At 62.4% G+C, this 17,593-nt stretch carries 23 protein-coding genes; 1 reads left to right on the top strand and 22 read right to left on the bottom strand.

What is annotated here, in order from left to right:
- From ACTHND_RS07945 to ACTHND_RS08025, 17 genes are all read right to left on the bottom strand, one after another.
- A partial coding sequence (locus ACTHND_RS07945) for an endonuclease domain-containing protein (RefSeq protein ID WP_440177413.1) occupies positions 1 to 649 on the bottom strand: 649 nt, incomplete at its 3' end.
- Between the two features lie 73 nt (positions 650 to 722).
- Positions 723 to 1,403, bottom strand: coding sequence for a response regulator transcription factor (locus ACTHND_RS07950; protein ID WP_090646434.1), 681 nt, complete (start codon positions 1,401 to 1,403; stop codon positions 723 to 725).
- On the bottom strand, positions 1,404 to 1,862 hold the full coding sequence (locus ACTHND_RS07955; RefSeq protein ID WP_440177414.1) for a hypothetical protein: 459 nt from the start codon (positions 1,860 to 1,862) through the stop codon (positions 1,404 to 1,406). It lies immediately after the preceding gene.
- A gap of 104 nt (positions 1,863 to 1,966) precedes the next feature.
- Positions 1,967 to 2,956, bottom strand: a complete 990-nt coding sequence (locus ACTHND_RS07960; protein WP_440177415.1) for a J domain-containing protein — start codon at positions 2,954 to 2,956, stop codon at positions 1,967 to 1,969.
- 118 nt (positions 2,957 to 3,074) lie between these two features.
- Complete coding sequence (locus ACTHND_RS07965; protein WP_440177416.1) at positions 3,075 to 3,761, bottom strand: hypothetical protein; 687 nt, start codon at positions 3,759 to 3,761, stop codon at positions 3,075 to 3,077.
- A gap of 116 nt (positions 3,762 to 3,877) precedes the next feature.
- Positions 3,878 to 7,546, bottom strand: a complete 3,669-nt coding sequence (locus ACTHND_RS07970; protein WP_440177486.1) for a baseplate multidomain protein megatron — start codon at positions 7,544 to 7,546, stop codon at positions 3,878 to 3,880.
- A gap of 160 nt (positions 7,547 to 7,706) precedes the next feature.
- Positions 7,707 to 8,141, bottom strand: a complete 435-nt coding sequence (locus ACTHND_RS07975; RefSeq protein ID WP_440177417.1) for an NlpC/P60 family protein — start codon at positions 8,139 to 8,141, stop codon at positions 7,707 to 7,709.
- On the bottom strand, positions 8,138 to 8,815 hold the full coding sequence (locus ACTHND_RS07980; RefSeq protein WP_440177418.1) for a DUF2163 domain-containing protein: 678 nt from the start codon (positions 8,813 to 8,815) through the stop codon (positions 8,138 to 8,140). The genes ACTHND_RS07975 and ACTHND_RS07980 overlap by 4 nt, the downstream gene beginning before the upstream one ends.
- An 83-nt stretch (positions 8,816 to 8,898) precedes the next feature.
- The gene (locus ACTHND_RS07985; RefSeq protein WP_440177419.1) at positions 8,899 to 9,510 is read right to left on the bottom strand and encodes a phage distal tail protein, Rcc01695 family; all 612 of its coding nucleotides are present in this window, start codon (positions 9,508 to 9,510) and stop codon (positions 8,899 to 8,901) included.
- Positions 9,511 to 9,601: 91 nt separating this feature from the next.
- Complete coding sequence (locus ACTHND_RS07990; protein WP_440177420.1) at positions 9,602 to 10,117, bottom strand: phage tail tape measure protein; 516 nt, start codon at positions 10,115 to 10,117, stop codon at positions 9,602 to 9,604.
- A complete protein-coding gene (locus ACTHND_RS07995) occupies positions 10,110 to 10,250 on the bottom strand; it encodes a phage tail assembly chaperone (RefSeq protein ID WP_440177421.1) in 141 nt (46 codons plus the stop codon). The genes ACTHND_RS07990 and ACTHND_RS07995 overlap by 8 nt, the downstream gene beginning before the upstream one ends.
- Before the next feature lie 91 nt (positions 10,251 to 10,341).
- Positions 10,342 to 10,614 (bottom strand): GTA-gp10 family protein, encoded by a 273-nt coding sequence (locus tag ACTHND_RS08000; RefSeq protein WP_440177422.1) that lies wholly within the window; start codon positions 10,612 to 10,614, stop codon positions 10,342 to 10,344.
- Positions 10,601 to 11,005 (bottom strand): phage major tail protein, TP901-1 family, encoded by a 405-nt coding sequence (locus tag ACTHND_RS08005; protein WP_440177423.1) that lies wholly within the window; start codon positions 11,003 to 11,005, stop codon positions 10,601 to 10,603. The genes ACTHND_RS08000 and ACTHND_RS08005 overlap by 14 nt, the downstream gene beginning before the upstream one ends.
- 91 nt (positions 11,006 to 11,096) lie before the next feature.
- Positions 11,097 to 11,498: a DUF3168 domain-containing protein gene (locus tag ACTHND_RS08010; RefSeq protein ID WP_440177424.1), complete on the bottom strand. Its 402-nt coding sequence runs from the start codon at positions 11,496 to 11,498 to the stop codon at positions 11,097 to 11,099.
- The gene (locus ACTHND_RS08015) at positions 11,495 to 11,812 is read right to left on the bottom strand and encodes a hypothetical protein (protein WP_440177425.1); all 318 of its coding nucleotides are present in this window, start codon (positions 11,810 to 11,812) and stop codon (positions 11,495 to 11,497) included. Before ACTHND_RS08015 ends, ACTHND_RS08010 begins: the two co-directional genes overlap by 4 nt.
- Positions 11,809 to 12,078, bottom strand: a complete 270-nt coding sequence (locus tag ACTHND_RS08020) for a head-tail connector protein (protein ID WP_440177426.1) — start codon at positions 12,076 to 12,078, stop codon at positions 11,809 to 11,811. Before ACTHND_RS08020 ends, ACTHND_RS08015 begins: the two co-directional genes overlap by 4 nt.
- A 144-nt stretch (positions 12,079 to 12,222) precedes the next feature.
- Entirely contained in the window at positions 12,223 to 13,434 is a 1,212-nt protein-coding gene (locus ACTHND_RS08025; RefSeq protein WP_440177427.1) for a phage major capsid protein, read from the bottom strand.
- A gap of 140 nt (positions 13,435 to 13,574) precedes the next feature.
- Here ACTHND_RS08025 and ACTHND_RS08030 point away from each other — a divergent pair, with 140 nt between their 5' ends.
- Positions 13,575 to 13,946 (top strand): hypothetical protein, encoded by a 372-nt coding sequence (locus ACTHND_RS08030; protein ID WP_440177428.1) that lies wholly within the window; start codon positions 13,575 to 13,577, stop codon positions 13,944 to 13,946.
- A 170-nt stretch (positions 13,947 to 14,116) separates the two neighbouring features.
- On the opposite strand, the gene ACTHND_RS08035 is transcribed toward ACTHND_RS08030, so the two are convergent.
- The 5 genes from ACTHND_RS08035 to ACTHND_RS08055 all read right to left on the bottom strand — a co-directional run bounded on the left by ACTHND_RS08035 (position 14,117) and on the right by ACTHND_RS08055 (position 17,554).
- The gene (locus ACTHND_RS08035; protein WP_440177429.1) at positions 14,117 to 14,545 is read right to left on the bottom strand and encodes an HK97 family phage prohead protease; all 429 of its coding nucleotides are present in this window, start codon (positions 14,543 to 14,545) and stop codon (positions 14,117 to 14,119) included.
- Complete coding sequence (locus ACTHND_RS08040; RefSeq protein WP_440177430.1) at positions 14,542 to 14,772, bottom strand: hypothetical protein; 231 nt, start codon at positions 14,770 to 14,772, stop codon at positions 14,542 to 14,544. Before ACTHND_RS08040 ends, ACTHND_RS08035 begins: the two co-directional genes overlap by 4 nt.
- Positions 14,769 to 15,926, bottom strand: a complete 1,158-nt coding sequence (locus ACTHND_RS08045) for a phage portal protein (RefSeq protein WP_440177431.1) — start codon at positions 15,924 to 15,926, stop codon at positions 14,769 to 14,771. Before ACTHND_RS08045 ends, ACTHND_RS08040 begins: the two co-directional genes overlap by 4 nt.
- 76 nt (positions 15,927 to 16,002) lie before the next feature.
- Positions 16,003 to 17,202 (bottom strand): DNA-packaging protein, encoded by a 1,200-nt coding sequence (locus ACTHND_RS08050; RefSeq protein WP_440177432.1) that lies wholly within the window; start codon positions 17,200 to 17,202, stop codon positions 16,003 to 16,005.
- Positions 17,141 to 17,554, bottom strand: coding sequence for a hypothetical protein (locus tag ACTHND_RS08055; protein WP_440177433.1), 414 nt, complete (start codon positions 17,552 to 17,554; stop codon positions 17,141 to 17,143). The genes ACTHND_RS08050 and ACTHND_RS08055 overlap by 62 nt, the downstream gene beginning before the upstream one ends.
- Positions 17,555 to 17,593: the final 39 nt, after the last annotated feature.

The raw sequence follows: 17,593 nt of genomic DNA on the forward strand, positions 1-17,593 counted from the left end.
GAGCGCAAGGACGGCGACGTGATCGACGCCGAAGTCGTAGAAGAAGAGAAGCGCTAAGCGCCGCGTCAGCGCGCGCGCTCCGCGCGCAGCGCTGGCGGCCAAGGCTCGCGGCCAAGGCTTGCGGCAAGACCTGCGGGACAAAGCACCCGCGGGCGGGACCGCCCGCCTCCCCAAAGAAATCCCCTCGCCCCGCGACAGCGGGGAGAGGGTGGCCGAAGGCCGGGTGAGGGGCGGCGTCGTTTGATAAGGTCACAGGTTTCGCCGGATAGAATTGGAAATCATGATCCATTATATGGCCCGCTATTCGCCCATCGCAAATAGCGACGATCGTTTCGAGTATGCCGTCACGGTTCTGCAAGACATGCCCGCTTGGAAACCGCGCCACCGACCAGCCTTCAGCATTCATGAAAAAGTTACGGACCTGATCTTTTGGGTTATCGATATGCTGGCTACCGTCGAGTTCGATAACCAGCTTAAGGTCTAGACACGCAAAATCCGCGATATACGAGCCTATCGGCACCTGACGGCTGAACTTGATCCCATTCAGATTGCGATTACGCAGAGCCAGCCACGATTTATCTTCGGCTATCTTTCCTGCATTGCGAAGCGTTTTCGCTAATGGCGTCAGCCGTGATTTAATGTTGCGCATACGGTCAGCCCCTCATCCGGCCTGCGGCCCCCTTCTCCCCGCGCACAGGGAGAAGGGGCTTTAACGCCCTCCGTCACAGATCGCTGATCTCGTCATGCAGCGGCTTCAACCGATAGCCCAGCCCCCGAACGGTCTCGATCCGGTCGGTGCCGATCTTCTTGCGCAGACGGCCCATGAAGACCTCGATCGTATTGGAGTCGCGGTCGAAATCCTGATCATAGAGATGCTCGACCAGTTCAGTGCGCGAAATCACGCGGCTCTGATGCAGCATCAAATAATGCAGCAGGCGGTATTCCAGCGAGGTCAGACGCAGGGGCTCGCCATTGACCGAGGCCCGCGCCGCCCGCGGATCGAGCCGCACGCCGCCGCAGACCAGCATGGGCTGAGCATGGCCGGCAGCACGCCTGACCAATGCACGCAACCGGGCCAGCAGCTCCTCGGTATGGAAGGGCTTGGTCAGGTAATCATCCGCGCCGGCATCAAACCCCGCCACCTTGTCGTTCCAGGCGCCGCGCGCGGTCAGGATCAGCACCGGCGTGGCCTTGCCGGCGCGGCGCCACTTTTCCAGTACCGAAACGCCGTCGATCTTGGGCAGGCCGAGATCAAGGATCACCGCATCATAGGGCTCGGTATCGCCGAGAAAGTGCGCTTCCTCGCCATCGGGCGCGTGATCGACCACATAGCCGGCATCGCTGAGCGACGCCTTCAACTGGCGCGACAGGTCGGGATCGTCTTCAGCAAGTAATATACGCAACTAGCGTTCTCCAATAATACGGCCGGAATCGGCATCGACCAACAGGTCGACACGCCCGTGATCGGTCGCCACGCGCACCCAGAAGACAGAACCGCCCTGCGGTCCAGCATCAAGCACCCGTCCGCGCTGCCCGGCCACCGCCATGGCGCGATTGATGCGATCATCGCGGTTCTGGAACTGCCTGGCATTGCCGCGATCGAAATTCTGCGCGTTCGCCGGACGATCCCTCGACGGACGGTTGTCATCCTGCCGGTCGTCTCCGCGATCATTGCGGCGATCGTCATTTCCGCGCTGGCGATTGCCGCCGCTGTAATCGCGGTCCTTTTTATTGCCCGCCATAATCATCACGGCCTCATCCAGACCGCCGCGCAGGGTCGGAACTTCCGCCGCCGCGACCGCCGGAGCGGCCACAGGCGCGGCGATCAGCACAAGACTAAGAAGGGGCCAAATCTGTTTCATGACGCCATTTATAGAGGTCGACACCTGAACCTTATCTGAACAGACGCGTCAGGGAAGTAAATAATCGGAAAAAATACAATCTGTCCGATTACACCCTTACCACCCTATTTCCGCCGGGTGGTGATGGTCGGCGTATAGTCCGCCTTGTCGCGCCAGCGTTCCAGCAGACTGGTGAACTCCGCCTTCAGGTCAGCCGGCATCCCGTCCAGGCCCTTGTCCGGCATGGCCAGGACGACATGGGCGAACAGATCGCCGCGCGTGCCGGCCTTGGCATCGAGCGCGCCGCGCCCCTTCAGGCGCAGAATGGCGCCCGAATTGGAGCCCTTGGCGAGATTGACGCTGACCGGGCCATCCGGCGTCGGCGCCTGCACCTTGCCGCCCAGCAGGGCGTCCGGCAGGGAGACGAACAAATCCATATGCAGGTCATTGCCATCCATGCGGAAGACCGGATGGGGCTTGAGGTGCAGTTCGACCAGGGCATCGCCATGCGCGCCACGGCCCGTTGGCGAAGGCGAGCCCTGCCCCTTCAGGCGCAGGGTCTGGCCGTCGCGCGAGCCTTTGGGAATATTGACATCCACCGTGCGGCCATCGGAAAGCAGCACGCGGCGCGTATTGCCGACAATGGTATCGAGCAGGTCGATATCGAGCCGGATCTTAATATCCTGTCCCTTGACCGGCGCCTGTTCGCGCTGACCGCCGAATCCGCCAAAACCACCACCGAACGGACTGCCGCCCCGGCCACCGCTGCCCCCGAACATGCTCATGATATCGTCCATGTCCATGCCCTCAAACTGCGTGCTGCGTCCACCACCGGCGCCAAAGGGCGAACCGCCCGCGCGACCACCACCACCGAAGCCGCGGAAAATCTCGCGCCCATCGGCATCTATCTCGCCGGCGTCGAACTTCTTGCGCTTGTCGGTATCCTTCAGGAAATCATAGGCCGCCGTCACGCGCTTGAAACGCTCCTCGGCCGCCTTGTTGTCGCGGTTGGTATCGGGATGCAGTTCCTTGGCCAGCTTGCGGAAGGCCTTCTGAATCTCGGCATCGCTGGCCCCTTTTTTCAGGCCCAATTCAGAATAGGGATCATTTGCCACTGTGAAACATACCTCCGCAACAGAGGTGTGTCCTACTCGCTATCGTTTCAAGAGGCAAGCATCGCTCGGGCGCCAGAGGTTCTGTTCTTACGCTCCCCCATTTCTTCGCTGGCGCGCTTTAATCCGTTGCCGATCCGGCAATAATTGTAAGCCTTTTTAAATCGGGAATGTAGATACTGAAAAGGAAAACACCCCACCATTCTTTTCCCGCCTCGAAGTAATTCGACACCTCGTTCAGGGAGGGGCTCGTCCAGTCGAGAATAATCGCCGCGCGGCCATCAGGCAGAATAGTTTCTCGAATATCGTCGAACGTCTTCTGAATTTTGGCCGGAGATGCGGACAGACCGTAAGGCGGATTAAGATACGCATAGGCAAATTGCCCGCCCGAACCGACTTCCACACCAGGACTACCACTCGACTTCACCTGAAGCTTTTCGAGCGACAGCAATTTTGGATTGGTGAAATTCTGGCCGTCAATCGTCGTGATGTTGCCAAGTTTAATCAGATTTCCATCTGTGGAATCATACCAGTCGCCAAAAAACTGAACAGGCGATATCTGCCGGCTCTTGAGCTTCTCAAAAGCACTTTCGTTGAGGCTGCCGCTATTGGCGAGCCCATCATGGATCGCCGCCAGGGAATCATTTTCCGCATCTCGCGCGCCATTATAGACGACAAATTGCAAGACGCCGCCCATTTCGTAATAGGGTTTGAAGACTTGCATGACTTCATCACCGGCCATCAGGAGAGTAGGCGACCTGGACAGGTTTTGGGCGAATGAATTATACGGCAAAATCTGCGTACCCATGACAACCGCTATTTTCAATAGTAACCGTCTGTCCACTGTATTCCCCCAGGCCATATGGCTGATAATATGCCGCCATGGCACAGCAGGCAATGGATACCGATGCGATTTGGCAACCGTCACCCAAACGTCAGAATCAACCCCGGCCCATAGCCCCAGACCTGCGACTTCTGCGCGATCTCCACCCGCGCCTCCGCACCAAATCCCGCCGGAAAATCGGCCGCCCGCTCGGCATATACCCATACCGGCGCGCTCACCTCAACTTCCCGCACCAGGTCATCGCCATCCCACACCTGCACGCGATAAAGCTCATAGTCCTCGCATAACGGGGGCTCGGTCTCCCAGCTATCGCCGCCATAGCGTGGCGAGCGCAGCCAGCTAATCACGTCCCCCGACACCTGCCCGAAAACCGGCGCGCGCGGCCGCAAAGCCAGCCCCGTCCAGGTCGCCGTCATATCCCAAGCCCCCGCCGCCGCACCGCCGAAGCCGGTCCGACCCGCGCGCCACAGCCGAGACAGCCCCAGTTCCTCCAGAGCTATATCCGCCCGCACAAACCCGGCCGGCAGGCTTACCACCTCCGCCCCTGCACTCATCCCCACCAGCAGGGCCTGTTCCGTGCCCCACTGCCCGCGGATCAGACCGGTCAGACGATACTGATCGATGCCCAGGGCCGCCGCAGTCAGATACTGGATGATCTCCCATTCGCCATTATCCGCCTGAACGCACAGGTAATTTTCCCCCGCCAGTACCTCCTCCACGCTGCGGCTGACGGGCGCGGCACCTTCCAGATAGATATCGAGTGATGCCCCCTCATGAAGATATTGCGCCCGCTGGACCGGCACGGTCGTCAGCACCCGCCCGACCGACGCCGCCTCACTCACCCGCCCGCGCAGGCGCAGACTGGCCGCACTCGCCCCGGCATAAACATCCGCCCCGGCCCACGGATCGGCGGAAGGCACCAGCACCGGCCGCGCATTCGCCTCGTCCGTGCCGAAACACGGCAGTTCCAGCAGGCGAAAACCGGTCATGATCGCCCCTGCCACCACCGCACTGACCGATCCAGATACCGACGGATCGGCGCTGACAAACGCCCGCGCTTCCGGCGCCGGCGCAAGCGTGACGGTCGGCGTTTCGCCCTGATCAACATGGCCCAGGCGATAGTTCGCCGCCCCGAAGGCCACGCCGTCGCCCGTTTCCAGTTCCAGCAGGCGCAGCGGATCAACATCCAAAGTCACGGTCTGGCTCACGCCCTGCATCGCCCGCAGCGCATAGGCAGCATAGTCCATCGCCTGCCCGGCGCTCAAAACCAGCGCCAGGTCCACCGACGCCTGCGAAGCGCCCGGTTCATCGCCGCGCACCGTCACGGCCAGCAACTGGTAATCACGGTCGACATCGTAACACCGCAGGGTCAGGCTGGCCGGCGGCACCACCAGATCGCGCCGCGCCATCACCGGGTTCTGGTCAGTATAGGCCAGGTCATCGGCCAGCAGCATCCCATCCACCCCATGCGCCGAACCGATCAGCTTCAGCCCCTCGCCGCGCTCAACCACAGCCAGTCCGAGATAGCGCAGCACCGGCGACAGGGCATCCGCCACCGTCATCGGCTGTTCGATGACATAGCCGTCGATCGTGCCCGTCACTTCATCGAGATCGAGTGCATATACCCCCGCCTGCGCCGCGATATCGGCGATCAGATTCCGCGCCTCGCCCGCGCCCACCCGGCCATTCAGCCAGTGACCGGTGCGCCAGTTGGCCGTATCCCCCCAGACATCATCGCGTTGCGGAAAATACGGATAGGGCCGCGCATCGTAAGCCCAGACCGCCATATCCGCCAGCATCGGCCCGCCATAGACTGCCGAGACCGGATTATGCGCTGTGTAATGCTGTATATAGGCGGTGAGACAGGCGCGCTGCGCCCGATCATCACGCGCGCCATTTGAGAACGGCGGCACGGCGCTTTCCGAGCTTTTCGGATCGAGAAAGAGGTTGGGTGCATTCGGCCCTTTGTCGATGGCCCCGCAGCCGATCTCGATAAACCGGATCGGCTTCGATTGCGGCACCCAGTCAGTCGCCACGTATGAGCGCACGCCATTCGGACGGTCGTGATGGGCGTTCGACCACCACGACACGATATCCTTAGGCCGGTAGATCCATGGCTCGCCATAGGCGCCGTCGCTGATCGCCGATCGCGCTTGCGCTACGCGATCGGCCTCGCTGGCATAGTACCAGTCGAAACCCTCGCCGGCGATGATCCGGCCTTGCAGATATCCATCATCATAGAGCGAAGCCGTCAGGGCGCGGTCAAGGTGATCTTCGCCATCGCGCCAGTCTGTCAGGGGCGCGTACCAGTCGATACCGACAAAATCGATATTGGCGTCGGCCCATAACGGATCGAGATGAAAACTGACATGGCCCGTGCCATCGGCCGGCTGATGGCCGAAATATTCCGACCAGTCGGCACCATAACCGATCTGCGCCTCTGGCAAGAGTGCGCGCACCTCGGCCGCCAGGGCGCGTAAGGCGCTGACCATCGGATAGGTGTTTGTGGCGCTGCGCAGGGTCGTGAGCCCGCGCAGTTCGGAGCCGAGCACAATGCCGTCCACCCCGCCCGCCGCCGCGCCAAGGCTGGCACAGTGCTTCACGAAGCGACGGAAACCCCACTCACCATCCATAAAGGCGCTGACTGCCGTGGCTGCGCCTGCCGTCATATCCGTCGCCGAGGTGATCCGTCCACGCCACGGATAGCCGTCGCAATCCATCAGAATAAACGGGATCAGGGTCACGCTGTACCCGCGCGCCTTCAGTTCGCGGATGGCCTCAATCACCACGGCGTCCGCGGGCGTGCCGCCATAGGCCGGTCGCCCCCCGATCCGCGAAACCACATAGGCGTCCTCACGCGCCACGCCATCGACTTCCCAGACGAGCGGCTGCGTGACCTTCTCCGCCACCTCGACACCGGGCCGGATGGTGCATGTGGCCGCATCCAGGCTGGAACCAAACCAGCTCACCACCAGATTGACGGTTGTCACATTCGGCAATTGCGCCTGCAACTGATCGAGCGAGACGACGAAATCCGTGCGTCCGTTACCCGTATGCTGCGTCTCATAGCTGGCGCGCGTCATGCCGCTCAAAACCGCGTTCGGCTCGGTCGCATAAATGAATTCACCCGCACCGGGGATCAGGCAGACGCCCTCGATCAGGGTTTCCAGATCGGCATAATCGCCCTTCGGACGCCGGAAAACCTCGACCGACAGATTGGGCGGACGATTGCCGAACGGGGTGATATCGAGATCCTCGAACACCAGATAGGCCAGGCCGCGATAGGCCGGCGCGGTCTCCTCCACCGCCTCGATCAGGGCATCCGGCGTTTGCGTTTCCTCGCCGCGATAAAGCCGGTAAGCGATCGCCGACTGATCGAGCAATTGCCCGTCGGCCCAGATACGGCCGATACCATCGATCGGCCCTTCGCAAAGCCCCACCGCAAACGACAGGCTGTAGCTGAAACTTTCCGTCTTCCCCGAAGTCTTGCTGGCGCGCGTCGTCGAGCGGTTCTCCTTCAACCGCGCCGCCCAGATAATGGTGCCGGCCACGCGCGCCTTGCCGAAGACCTGTTTGACCGGATCACCCTGCGCGCTCCCGGTCAGTTGCAGGCCGGTCAGCCGCGCCCCGACCTGCCGCGTGGGCGCCAGACTATTCAGCGCCGTCCGGTCAATCGCCGAACCGATCTGCGCGCCGATCCAGCCCCCGACCGGCCCGCCCAGGGCCTGCCCCACCGCACTCAATACCACCTGCGCCAAATCTCAAATCCTCATCGGTTAAGCCTCTCGGCATAAGCCGCTATGGTGAGGCGAAAAGTATTAGCTCTTAAGACCCGTAGCGCAGCGTACGTTTGGGTACGTGAGCAACGGAAGATTAAGAGATGATGCTTTGCAGCCCGCCAGAGCGAGCTTAGGCCAGGGGCGGCGGGAATCGGAACGCCCCCACCACCGCCTTCCGCCAAAACGGCCCCAGCCAGCTCTCGACCACGGCATGGCCCCAATAGGCGTGAATGATCTTCGCCGCCGGATCGCCAATCCCCTCGCCTGCGCTCAAAATGGCCACATGCTTGGCCACCGAACCCGGTTTCATGCGAAAAGCGATCACATCCCCCGCCCGCGCCTCATTCACCGGTTCAAAATGCGCACCCAACTCCGCGATCAACCGGTCTTCCCCGCCAACCTCCGCCCAGTCCGGACTATAGGCCGGCAAGGCGCACGGCTCCGCGCCATAAACCGCCCTCCAGACACCTCGTACCAGGCCGATACAATCGCACCCGACACCCTTCAAACTCGCCTGATGCTGATAGGGCGTGCCGATCCATGACCGCGCCTCGGTGACGATCATCTTCCGGCGCTCTGCTGCCGCGACGCCCCATCCATCACATCGCCACTGCGCGGATAAACCGTCAGGAAATCCTCGCCCGGCAGGTCGGGGAAACCGCGAAAATTCAGCACATTATCGAACACAGTCAGGCAGGTGCTGTAACGCTTGTCGCAACTGGCTGCCGCCAAGGTGCCCGTCAAACCGCAGCGCGCATCGCCGAGGGCGGCATCGCACAGAAACCCAAACCGCCGCCCGATAACGCGATCGAGCTTGGCCGCCGGCCCCTCGATATGGGCGATAAACGATCCGCCTTCCGCCACCCCGCCCCGGCATTCCAGCCGCGCCAGTGTGCCCGCGCCCGTCAGCACATAGTCGGACGGCGCCGTCCAATCGACCGTATAGATTCGCACCGTCGCCGCATCATAAAGCCCCGCCGCGATATCCTCAGTACTGATCGCCTCGCTGGAAATCACGCCAGATATCGCCGCGCTGCCCGCCTCGCCGATATCCGCATTCGCCGCCCCAGCCGTCAAACCCGATTGCGCTTGACAGACAACGCCGAGAAACACCAGCGCTCGGTCATGATCGGTAAAGCCGAGCACCGCACCATCGGCCCGCTCAATCAGCCAGACATGGCAAAACTTCGCCGCTCCCTGCGCCAGCGCAGAGGCCATAGTCTCAAAAATTGTCCTCATACTTACCTTTCTCCTCCCCTGCGAAGCGGGAACTTCGTTCCGAGGGAGGTGGCGCGCGAAGTCGCGCCGGAGGGGGCCTCTGCCTAAACTCGTATCTCGACCAACGACACCGCCGTCAGCCGCCCGGCATCGACACCTTCCAGAGTCAGGTCGATCCGCTCGGAATCGAAGCGCACCGGCGTATCGAACTCGAACCCGGCCGTGACCGTCTGGCCTGCCGCCGGCGCGCCGGCCAGGGTCACGATGCCCGTGGTCTCATCGACCGCAAACCCGACCTCGACACCCTCCACCGCTACGCGCACCGTGCCGTTCACCGGCTTGGTAATATCGCGCACCACGCTGGCGTAAGCCTTCACCAGTTGAAAGGCCGTCGTCACGCCGTCGCCGCTCCCGATCGCCTGGTCGGTCGCCGCCGGACTGACATTCAGCGCGCAGCTCTTGAAATCGGCGAAATCCTTGAAGCGGAAGCCATAGAGCCGTCCTTCCCGCGCCTCAAAAAACGCCAGCAATTCCGCCGCATCGACCAGCGACTTGACGCCCGCCCCGATCAGATAACGCCGGCGCCCAAGCGCCCACGGACTGATCCGCCGCTCATAGCCCGAAGCCAGCGACACGATCTCGGTCTTGCGCTCAATCCCCGAACCCGACCCGAAGGCCAGCCGCGCCGGAAACCGCACCTCATGAAAACCACTCATGAAAATCCTTTCTTATACCTCCCCAACTTGTTGGGGAGGGGGACCGACGCGCCCTTGCGCGTTGGTGGTGGGTGTCTTGCTTCCTTGAAACTTACCTCAGCCCCAGCCGCGCTGCTCGCTGCAAAGCCGTCGCCACCTGCGCCTCCGATCTCACCAAAGCCTGCGGCCCACCCGCCACCATCACGGTCACATTGACAGTAGGCGAAGAACCACCGGCCTCAATCGATCCCGAAACCGCCGGCCGGAAGACCTCCGGCCCGCGCTCACCAACGAGATAACTGCCGCCGGCACCTACAAACCCACCGTCCGCGCGCGCGCCGGAAAACGACGAACTCACCGCCGAAAACACCTCCGACAACACGCTCGCCAGACCGCCCGAAGACGACGACACGCCCGCCGCCGAATTGACCGCCGCCAGCACCGCCGAGGCCAGTTCCTTCAGGCTGATCTTGCCGTCCGAAGCGGCCCGCGCCAGTGACCGCGACAAGCTTGCGCCGGCCTTGGAGAACGCCTGGTCAATGGCAACGGCCGTCTCTGCCGCCGAGGCTTCCAGCGCCTTCAGACTGGCCCCAGCCTCACCAGCCTGGCTACCAAACGGATCACTCATCCGGAAACTCCCGCATCAAATCCTCCAGAGCCTGCCGGCTCAAAACCGCCTGTTCCGGCGCTGCGCTCAGCATCTGCCATTCGCGCCAACTTAAGTGCCAGAAGGCTTCCGGCGCCAGACGCAAACCCAACACGCCATGCCGAAAAAGCGAAATCCAAATATCCTCGCCCGCCCCGTTTGCGGGGAGGGGGGACCGCGAAGCGGTGGGAGGGGCTATCCCACCGCTACCCATTCATCGCCTCGAACGCCCGGACCACGGCTCGAATGGCCTCGGCAAAGCCGATCCCGTCCGGCAAATCATCCATCGCCAGCGCCCGCAAAACGAACATCAGATCCGCCGCACCCAGGGTCTTCAGCCGCTCACCCAGGGCGTCAAATCCGGACACCCCGAAGTGCCCTTCCAGCGCCGCCAGCGCCCCCAGCGTCACGCATAAGCGCACCTCAGCCCCACCCAGCAAGGCCCGCACTTCACCCCTGGCCGAATTACAAAGCGGCAAAGCTGACCTCCCCCGCAGACGCCAGGGTCAGGGCAAAACTGGCCTCGCCATCATGCTGGCCGGCATATTCCAGCGCCGCGATCAGGAACGGCCCCTCGAACTGACCAAAATCGGGTACAATCACCTGCCAGTCGGATTGCGCCTGCGCGAAAAATGCCTCGCGCATCAGCGCATCGGACGCTGCATCCCGAAAGACGCCCGAACCCGAAACCGACAGCGAGCGCACCCCGGCGACTGCCAGCAGTTCGCGCCATCCGCCCGAACCGGAATCGGTGACATCCACCGTCTTCGCATTGAGCGATACCGTCCGCACCCGCAGTCCCGCCACGGTCACAAATGCCTCGCCATCTGAAATCTTGAGCAGCATGTCCCTGCCCTTTTGCACAGCCATATTTTTCTCCTGTTTATCTTCTCCTCCCCTGCGCAGCGGTAACTTCGTTACGAGGGAGGTGGTGCGCGCAGTCGCGCCGGAGGGGGCCAGCCTAAACCGCCTCGGTCACAGCCCTGATCCTGACCAGCGCATAAGTCGTCCGCTGATCCGCTGATCGAAACACATCGACATAGGTCACCCGCAGACTGACCAGACCGGTGATTTCCAGCGCCGCGCCATCGAGCAAAACCCGCAGTTCCGCGGCCATCGCCTTGGCCTCTTCCGAGCCGTCGAACCGCGACACGCACATCAGGTTCAGCGCCTGCTCGGTCACCTCGGCATCCACCCCGCCGATCGATTGTGCCGACACCCGCCCGAAGCTGACATAGGGATAAAGCACCCCCGTTGGCGGCTGGTCATAAACCCGCGCCGGGCTCCCTAGCCAGACGGCCAGGGATGCCTGACCGCGCAGCCAAGCCAGCAACCCCGCCTGTACATCGAGAAGCGCGCTCATGCGTGAACCCTTTCCAGCCGCACGCGCACACTGCCATCCGCGCCCTCATCCAGACTGACAATCCGCCAGTCGAACCCCTTGAGACTAAGCCGGCCGCCACGCGCCATCCCCACTGCCGATCGGCAGAGAAAATCAGCGCCCTGAACCACGGAGGCATCGCCCTCGGCTGTGCTTTCCAGGGCCGGCGTATCGGGCCGAAAATCGCCCCAGATCGTGGCGTCCGGCACCAGCGAAAATGACCGGCCGCCATAGGCACTTTCGGTCTCGGTCACGGCATAGAGCCGCGCCGGCGTCTGCAAACTCATGACCCTCATAGCCGCATCTCCCGGTAAGGCGAGAGCCAGGCTTCCAGCGCCTCCAGGTCCATCACCGTCTCGCCGCGGTTCTGGTACACCTGCGCCACCAGATACAGCAGGCAGAGCCGCAGCGGCGCCGGAGACGCCTCATCGAGCACCACACCGACCTCGCCCTCCAGCCGCGTTTTCGCCGCCGCGATCAGGGTCGTGATCAGGGTGTCCTCGGCATCGTGCGACACGCGCAAAAAGAGCTTGGCCTCGTCAATCGAGACAGGATCAGCCATTTGATTTTCCTTGAGATTATTGATCTGACGACCAATCTAACCCCACCTAAAACAGCGGGGATTATTTCCCCTTACCTGTACCTCCCCGGCTCTGCCGGGGAGGGGGACCGTCCGGCGAAGCCGGATGGTGGTGGGGTTTCTTGCTTAAGAAGCCGCAATCTTCAAAAGTTTGATGGCATCAAAATTCTGCACCCCGCCGCCGACACGCTTGGTGGTGTAGAACAGCACATAGGGCTTGGCCGAATACGGATCGCGCAGCACCGAAATCCCGGCACGGTCGACGATCAGATACCCCTTGGCGAAGTCGCCGAAAGCCACCGAATAGGCATTGGCCGCCACATCCGGCATGTCCTCGATCTCCTGCACCGGGTAGCCGAGCAGCAGCGGCAATTGCCCTGCGGTCATCGCCGGCTGCCAGATATAGTTGCCCTCGGCGTCCTTGAACTTGCGGATCTTCGCAGCCGTGCGGCGGTTCATCACGAAGCTGGCGCCGGGGCGATACTGCGCCTTCGGGGCATAGATCAGGTCGATCAGCGCGTCAGTCGGGTTGGTGGTGGCGAAATCACTGGCCCCACCGGTCGCCACATAGCCGATCTGACCCCAGGTGGCCGAAGCATTGGCTGCCGTGGTGTAGCTCAGAAAGCCCTTCGGCTTTGCCGAACCGTCGCCGGAAACAAAGGCCGTCGTTTCCTGAGCGGCGAAGCTGTCCTCGATCTCCGAAGCCAGCCATTCGTCGAGATTGATATAGGCGTCATCGAGCAGGTCCTGGGTGGCCGAAGGCGAGGCGTAGAGATCGCCGGCCGCGAAGGTGATCAGGTCGAGCGTCGCCGGATTGGTTTCCGGACGCGCGGCGGTTTCCGCCACCCAGCCAGAGGTGACCGAAGCGGTCGTGACCGGCTTTTTGAAGGTCGCCGCACCGACCTGGCGCACAGTGGCCAGCGAACGGAACGGCGACACCTGCGCCAGGCGGCGATCGATAAAGGTTTCCGTTTCGGTCGGCGCCAGCACGCCCGAACCGCTGGAAGACGAAATACCGGCCTTCAGTTCGATGCCCATACGTCCTGAGCGCAGATAACCGTTCCAGGCCGCCTTGGCTTCGTCCGGCTGCACCAGACGGCCCTCTTCGATCACCGGGCGCGACTTCTGGCTCATCAGACGCTGCAAACGTCCCTCGGCCGATTGCAGCGCGCCTTCGATACGCTCCAGCTTGTCTTCCAGCAGGCCGTCACCGCGCTTGGTTTCGATGGCGCTGAGGCGCTCGTCATTGGCCGCCTTGAAGGCTTCAAAATTGGCCAGCACCTCATGCAGGGCCGCACGCACCTCCGGCGAGGCTGCGGCCTGTTTCACTTCTTTCATTCATTTTCTCCAGTTGAAAACATAGTTTCTCATACCTCCCCAACTCGTTTGGGGAGGGGGATCGTCCGGCGTAGCCTCTGGCGAAGCCGATGGTGGTGGGGTTTCTTGCTTACCTATCCCGATATGCTAGGTTCGCCGCCATGATCGGCTTCACTTCACTTGAAATCGCGGTATTGGCAGCCATCTGCGACGGTCAGGTTCCGTCGCTGAGTGCCTTGCTCGATAGTGCCGAAGTGACCGAACGTGAAAATACCGGGCATGGATTTTACACGTCCTTTTCGGTCGATCACGAGCAACCGCCAGTGCCCATTTCAAACAGGCTCCTGGATGGCCTTATCGCTCATATGAGCGACATGGGAGAGGGTATGATCATGGGTTTTATCCTGTGGTTAGAGGACGGCTATCCAGATTGTCTCGAAGGTTTTCAGTACAGTGATAACCAAGGAAACACGGTTGATTTGAAGACGTACGATCTGACGGTCCTCGCCTTCACCCATGTTGAACGGAGGTAATCCGCTTTCTTCTCCTCCCCTGTAGCGAAGCGTACGGGGGAGGTGTCGAGCAAGCGGAGCGCGTCGAGACGGAGGGGGCCACTTGTCACCCTCGATGCCCCCTCCGTCAGCGACACCAGCCCTCTGGGCTTCGCGCTGCCACCTCCCCCGCTATCGCAAGGGAGGAGAATTCAAGCCGCCACGCTTTCCTCACGTATCGACGTGATCCGCGCACTCGGCAGCATAGGGAAGGTGACGATGGAAATTTCCCACAGTTCCACCGCCGTCAGCACCCGCAGGCTGCCGCTATCCTTGCGGCTCTTCACCGTCCGGAAACCAATGCTCAGGCCATCGACCACACCGGCCTTGACGAGGCTACCCACCATCCGGGCCTCGGCGTTCAGATCGAGTATCCGACCGCGTACATAAAGCCCGATGGCGTCCTCTCGCAGCTCATCCCATACGCCCACCGGCGACTTGACCTGATGCTGGTAGAGCATCCGCACACCCTTCGGCCCCGTACTGACAAGCGTGTCACGGAAGGCTCCGGCCACCACCACATCGTCATTCAGGTCGCGCAGGCCAAAGCGCGAGGCATAGCCTTCGATATAGAGGGTCATGAATATTCCCTATCAAGCTTGGTTTCGATCCGGTCGAGCGTGACGCGCTGTGCGAACGCCTGTTCTTCCAGCCGCGCCAGACGTTCATTGACGCCCGCCTGCTGCTCAAGCCGCTGCTCCATCATGTCGAGCCGCGCGCCGGCTCTGCCAACCCACAGCAGGACAAACGCGGTCTGTATAACGATCGTGATAACGGCCGCGACCGGCACGGCCTGCCAGAAATTCATAGCTGCACCTCGCTTAAACCCGCCAGATGCCGACGCTCCGCATCGGTCAGGAAGCTCGCCGCCTCCAGCCTTGCCCACAAAGCGTCCCGCTCGGCCGAAAGCGCCGGCAGGGCCTCGATGTCATTGACGATCCGCGTCCCCGGAAACTTGATCTCCAGCCAGGCGCTCAAACTGCGCGTTGTCTTCTCGGCCAGTGGCAGCACCGCATTGCGCCAGAAGGCGGCATTGGCCTCCTTGTAATTGGCGTAGGAATTATCACCCGGAATGCCCAGCAGTTGCGCCGGCACCCCGAAGGCCAGGGCGATCTCGCGCGCCGCCGCGTTTTTGCCCTGGATGAAATCCATATCGGCCGGCGTCAGCGACATCGGCTTCCAATCGAGCCCGCCTTCCAGCAGCAAGGGCCGCCCGGCATTGTCCTGGCCGGAATAGGTATCGGCCAGTTGATCCTTCAGCCGTGCGAACTGATCCTCGGTCAGCCGTTCTGACGCTTTCGAACCATAGACCAACGCCCCCGATGGCCGCGCCGCATTATCGAGCAACGCCTTGTTCCACGCGCCAGAGGCATTATGCACGTCAATCGAAAATGCCGCTGCCTCCAGTGGCGAAAGGCCGTACCAGTCGTCAAGCGGATGCCATAATTTAAGGTGCAAGACCTTCAGCCAGCCTTCGCTATCGCGGCCGATCATGGTCTTGGCGTTGCCGGTGCTGTATTCATAGGCTTCCGGCCAACCCGAACGCCCGGCCACCACCTTCATCCGGTCGGGCCGCAGGCTCCATAGCTCGCCGGGCGCCTCTTCATCGAGAAACGCCGCCTCGACGTAAGAATTGCCCGCCGTCTGCAAACCGCCATAGAGCGCCTCGCGCAGGTCGGCCCCGCCCTGCTCCGGATTGGGCCGGTCGATCAGCTTTTGCAGCGGATGATCCGGCGCGCGCCGCCCATCAAACTCCACCCGCAAGGGCACCGACGCGCACGCCTCTGCGATCATCCGCACGCAGCGATAGGCGATGGCGTTTTTCGCAAAGCCTTCACTGGCCAGAGCCTGATAATTGCGCGGCGTCCACACCGGCTTCCCGACCAAATTCATGGCGATCACTGACCCCGCCGCACTTTGCTTTTGCTCACGCCTGAAAAGGCCGCTCAGTTTCTCAAACATAAAATTCCTTTCTTCTCCTCCCCTGATTTATCGGGGGAGGTGTCGCGGCTTGTCCGCGACGGAGGGGGCCTCTTCCCTAAACCCGCCGCAATCTCGGCTCCGCCTTCGCGTTCACCAGCAGCGCGCCCAACGCCCAGACCAGCGCATCCGCGCGATCGGGGCTTTTACCTAACGCCCCGCTCCCCAAAGCCATCAGTTCCTCGTCCAGCTCCGCAAATCTCGACCGACCGACAGGGCAGTGACTCACCCGTCCCTGTTCGTACAAGGCCGCCACCGGCTCGGCCCGCGTCCGCTTGCCGGCCCTGGCATGGACCAGTTCGATCGGCACATCGCAGCCCGACATGGCCAGCAGCGACCGCACCATCTCCCCGCCCTGATTGGCCTCAGCGATGATCCGATGGGCGTCATGTTCGGTCACAACCGACGCCACCTTCTGCGCCCAGCCGAGCGGCGAAAATCCGCTGACCGTCGAGTCTTCCAGCACATAGCCACGCTCACCGAGACGCCCCGCCACCACGATCCCGCAGGCATCACCCCCGGCCGTGGCGGACGGATCGACCGCCACCACCACCTCTTCAAAATGGTCCGGCCGCGCGCCATAACAGCGCGCTAGGTCGTCGGCCCGCCACAGGGCACGGTTGTCGTCATCGACCACCAGCCCTTCCAGTTCCTGCGCCGCCAGCCGCGTGCCGCCATAAAGCCCGCGCAGACCTTCCAGAAAGGCCGGCGCCAGGTTTTCAGCATTCTGTGCCGTCGAAGCCCGCGTAATCGCCACGCCCGGCTCGGCCATCAGATTGCGCAGGGCCGTGATCGGCTTGGGCGTCGTGGTCAGGCACAGCCGCGGTTTCTCTCCCAGCCGCAAGCCCATCCGCAGCATGGCCAGGGTCTCGGCCGGATGCCGCCAGGCGCAGAACTCATCCGCCCAAGCGTAATGAAACTGTGGCCCGCGCAAACTCTCCGGGTCTTCCGCCGAATAGGCATAGGCCACTCCGCCATTGGGCCAGCGCAGCCGTTTCCGCGACACCTCATAGCTCGGCCGATTGCCCTTTGAAGCGGTGACTTTCAGCCCCGAAGGCCCTTCGATCATCACCTCGCGGACATCATGCAGGCTGGCCCCGATCAGGGCACACCGCACCCCACGCTGCGCCAGCGCCGCCAGCCATTCGGCGCCCGCCCGCGTCTTGCCCGCGCCGCGCCCACCCATGAACAGCCAGCTATGCCAGTCCCCCGTCGGCGGCGTCTGCGCCGGATTGATGTGGAACGACCACGTCGTCACGAAGTCCGGCGGTTTCGGTCCGTCCGGCAGACTGTCCAGCCAGGCCTGTCTCTCTTCGGGCGGCCACGAGGCGATTGAGTTTATGTTCCAGTTCTGCGCGCCAATCCCGGCCAGCCCAGTCATCATTCATGTCTTCTTCCTCAATATCGTCCGGCGTCTCGTCATCGCCTTTGAAAATCTGCTCGATGGCGGCGTCCGCAGCCTTGAGCGCCTTGGCCATGCGTTCCGCTTCCAGCGGCGTTTTCGGCTCATCCAGGGCTTCAATATGCGCCACCAGCTTTTCCGCCTGCGCCGCCAGCCTCAGCTTCAATGCCTGCTTCCTCTGCGCCAGATCATCCAGTTGTCGTTCCATGCATCCAATCTACCGCACGCCAGGCCAGCGGGGATTTTT

Origin of the sequence: Asticcacaulis sp. (assembly GCF_051954415.1) — a bacterium.
GTDB lineage: Bacteria > Pseudomonadota > Alphaproteobacteria > Caulobacterales > Caulobacteraceae > Asticcacaulis.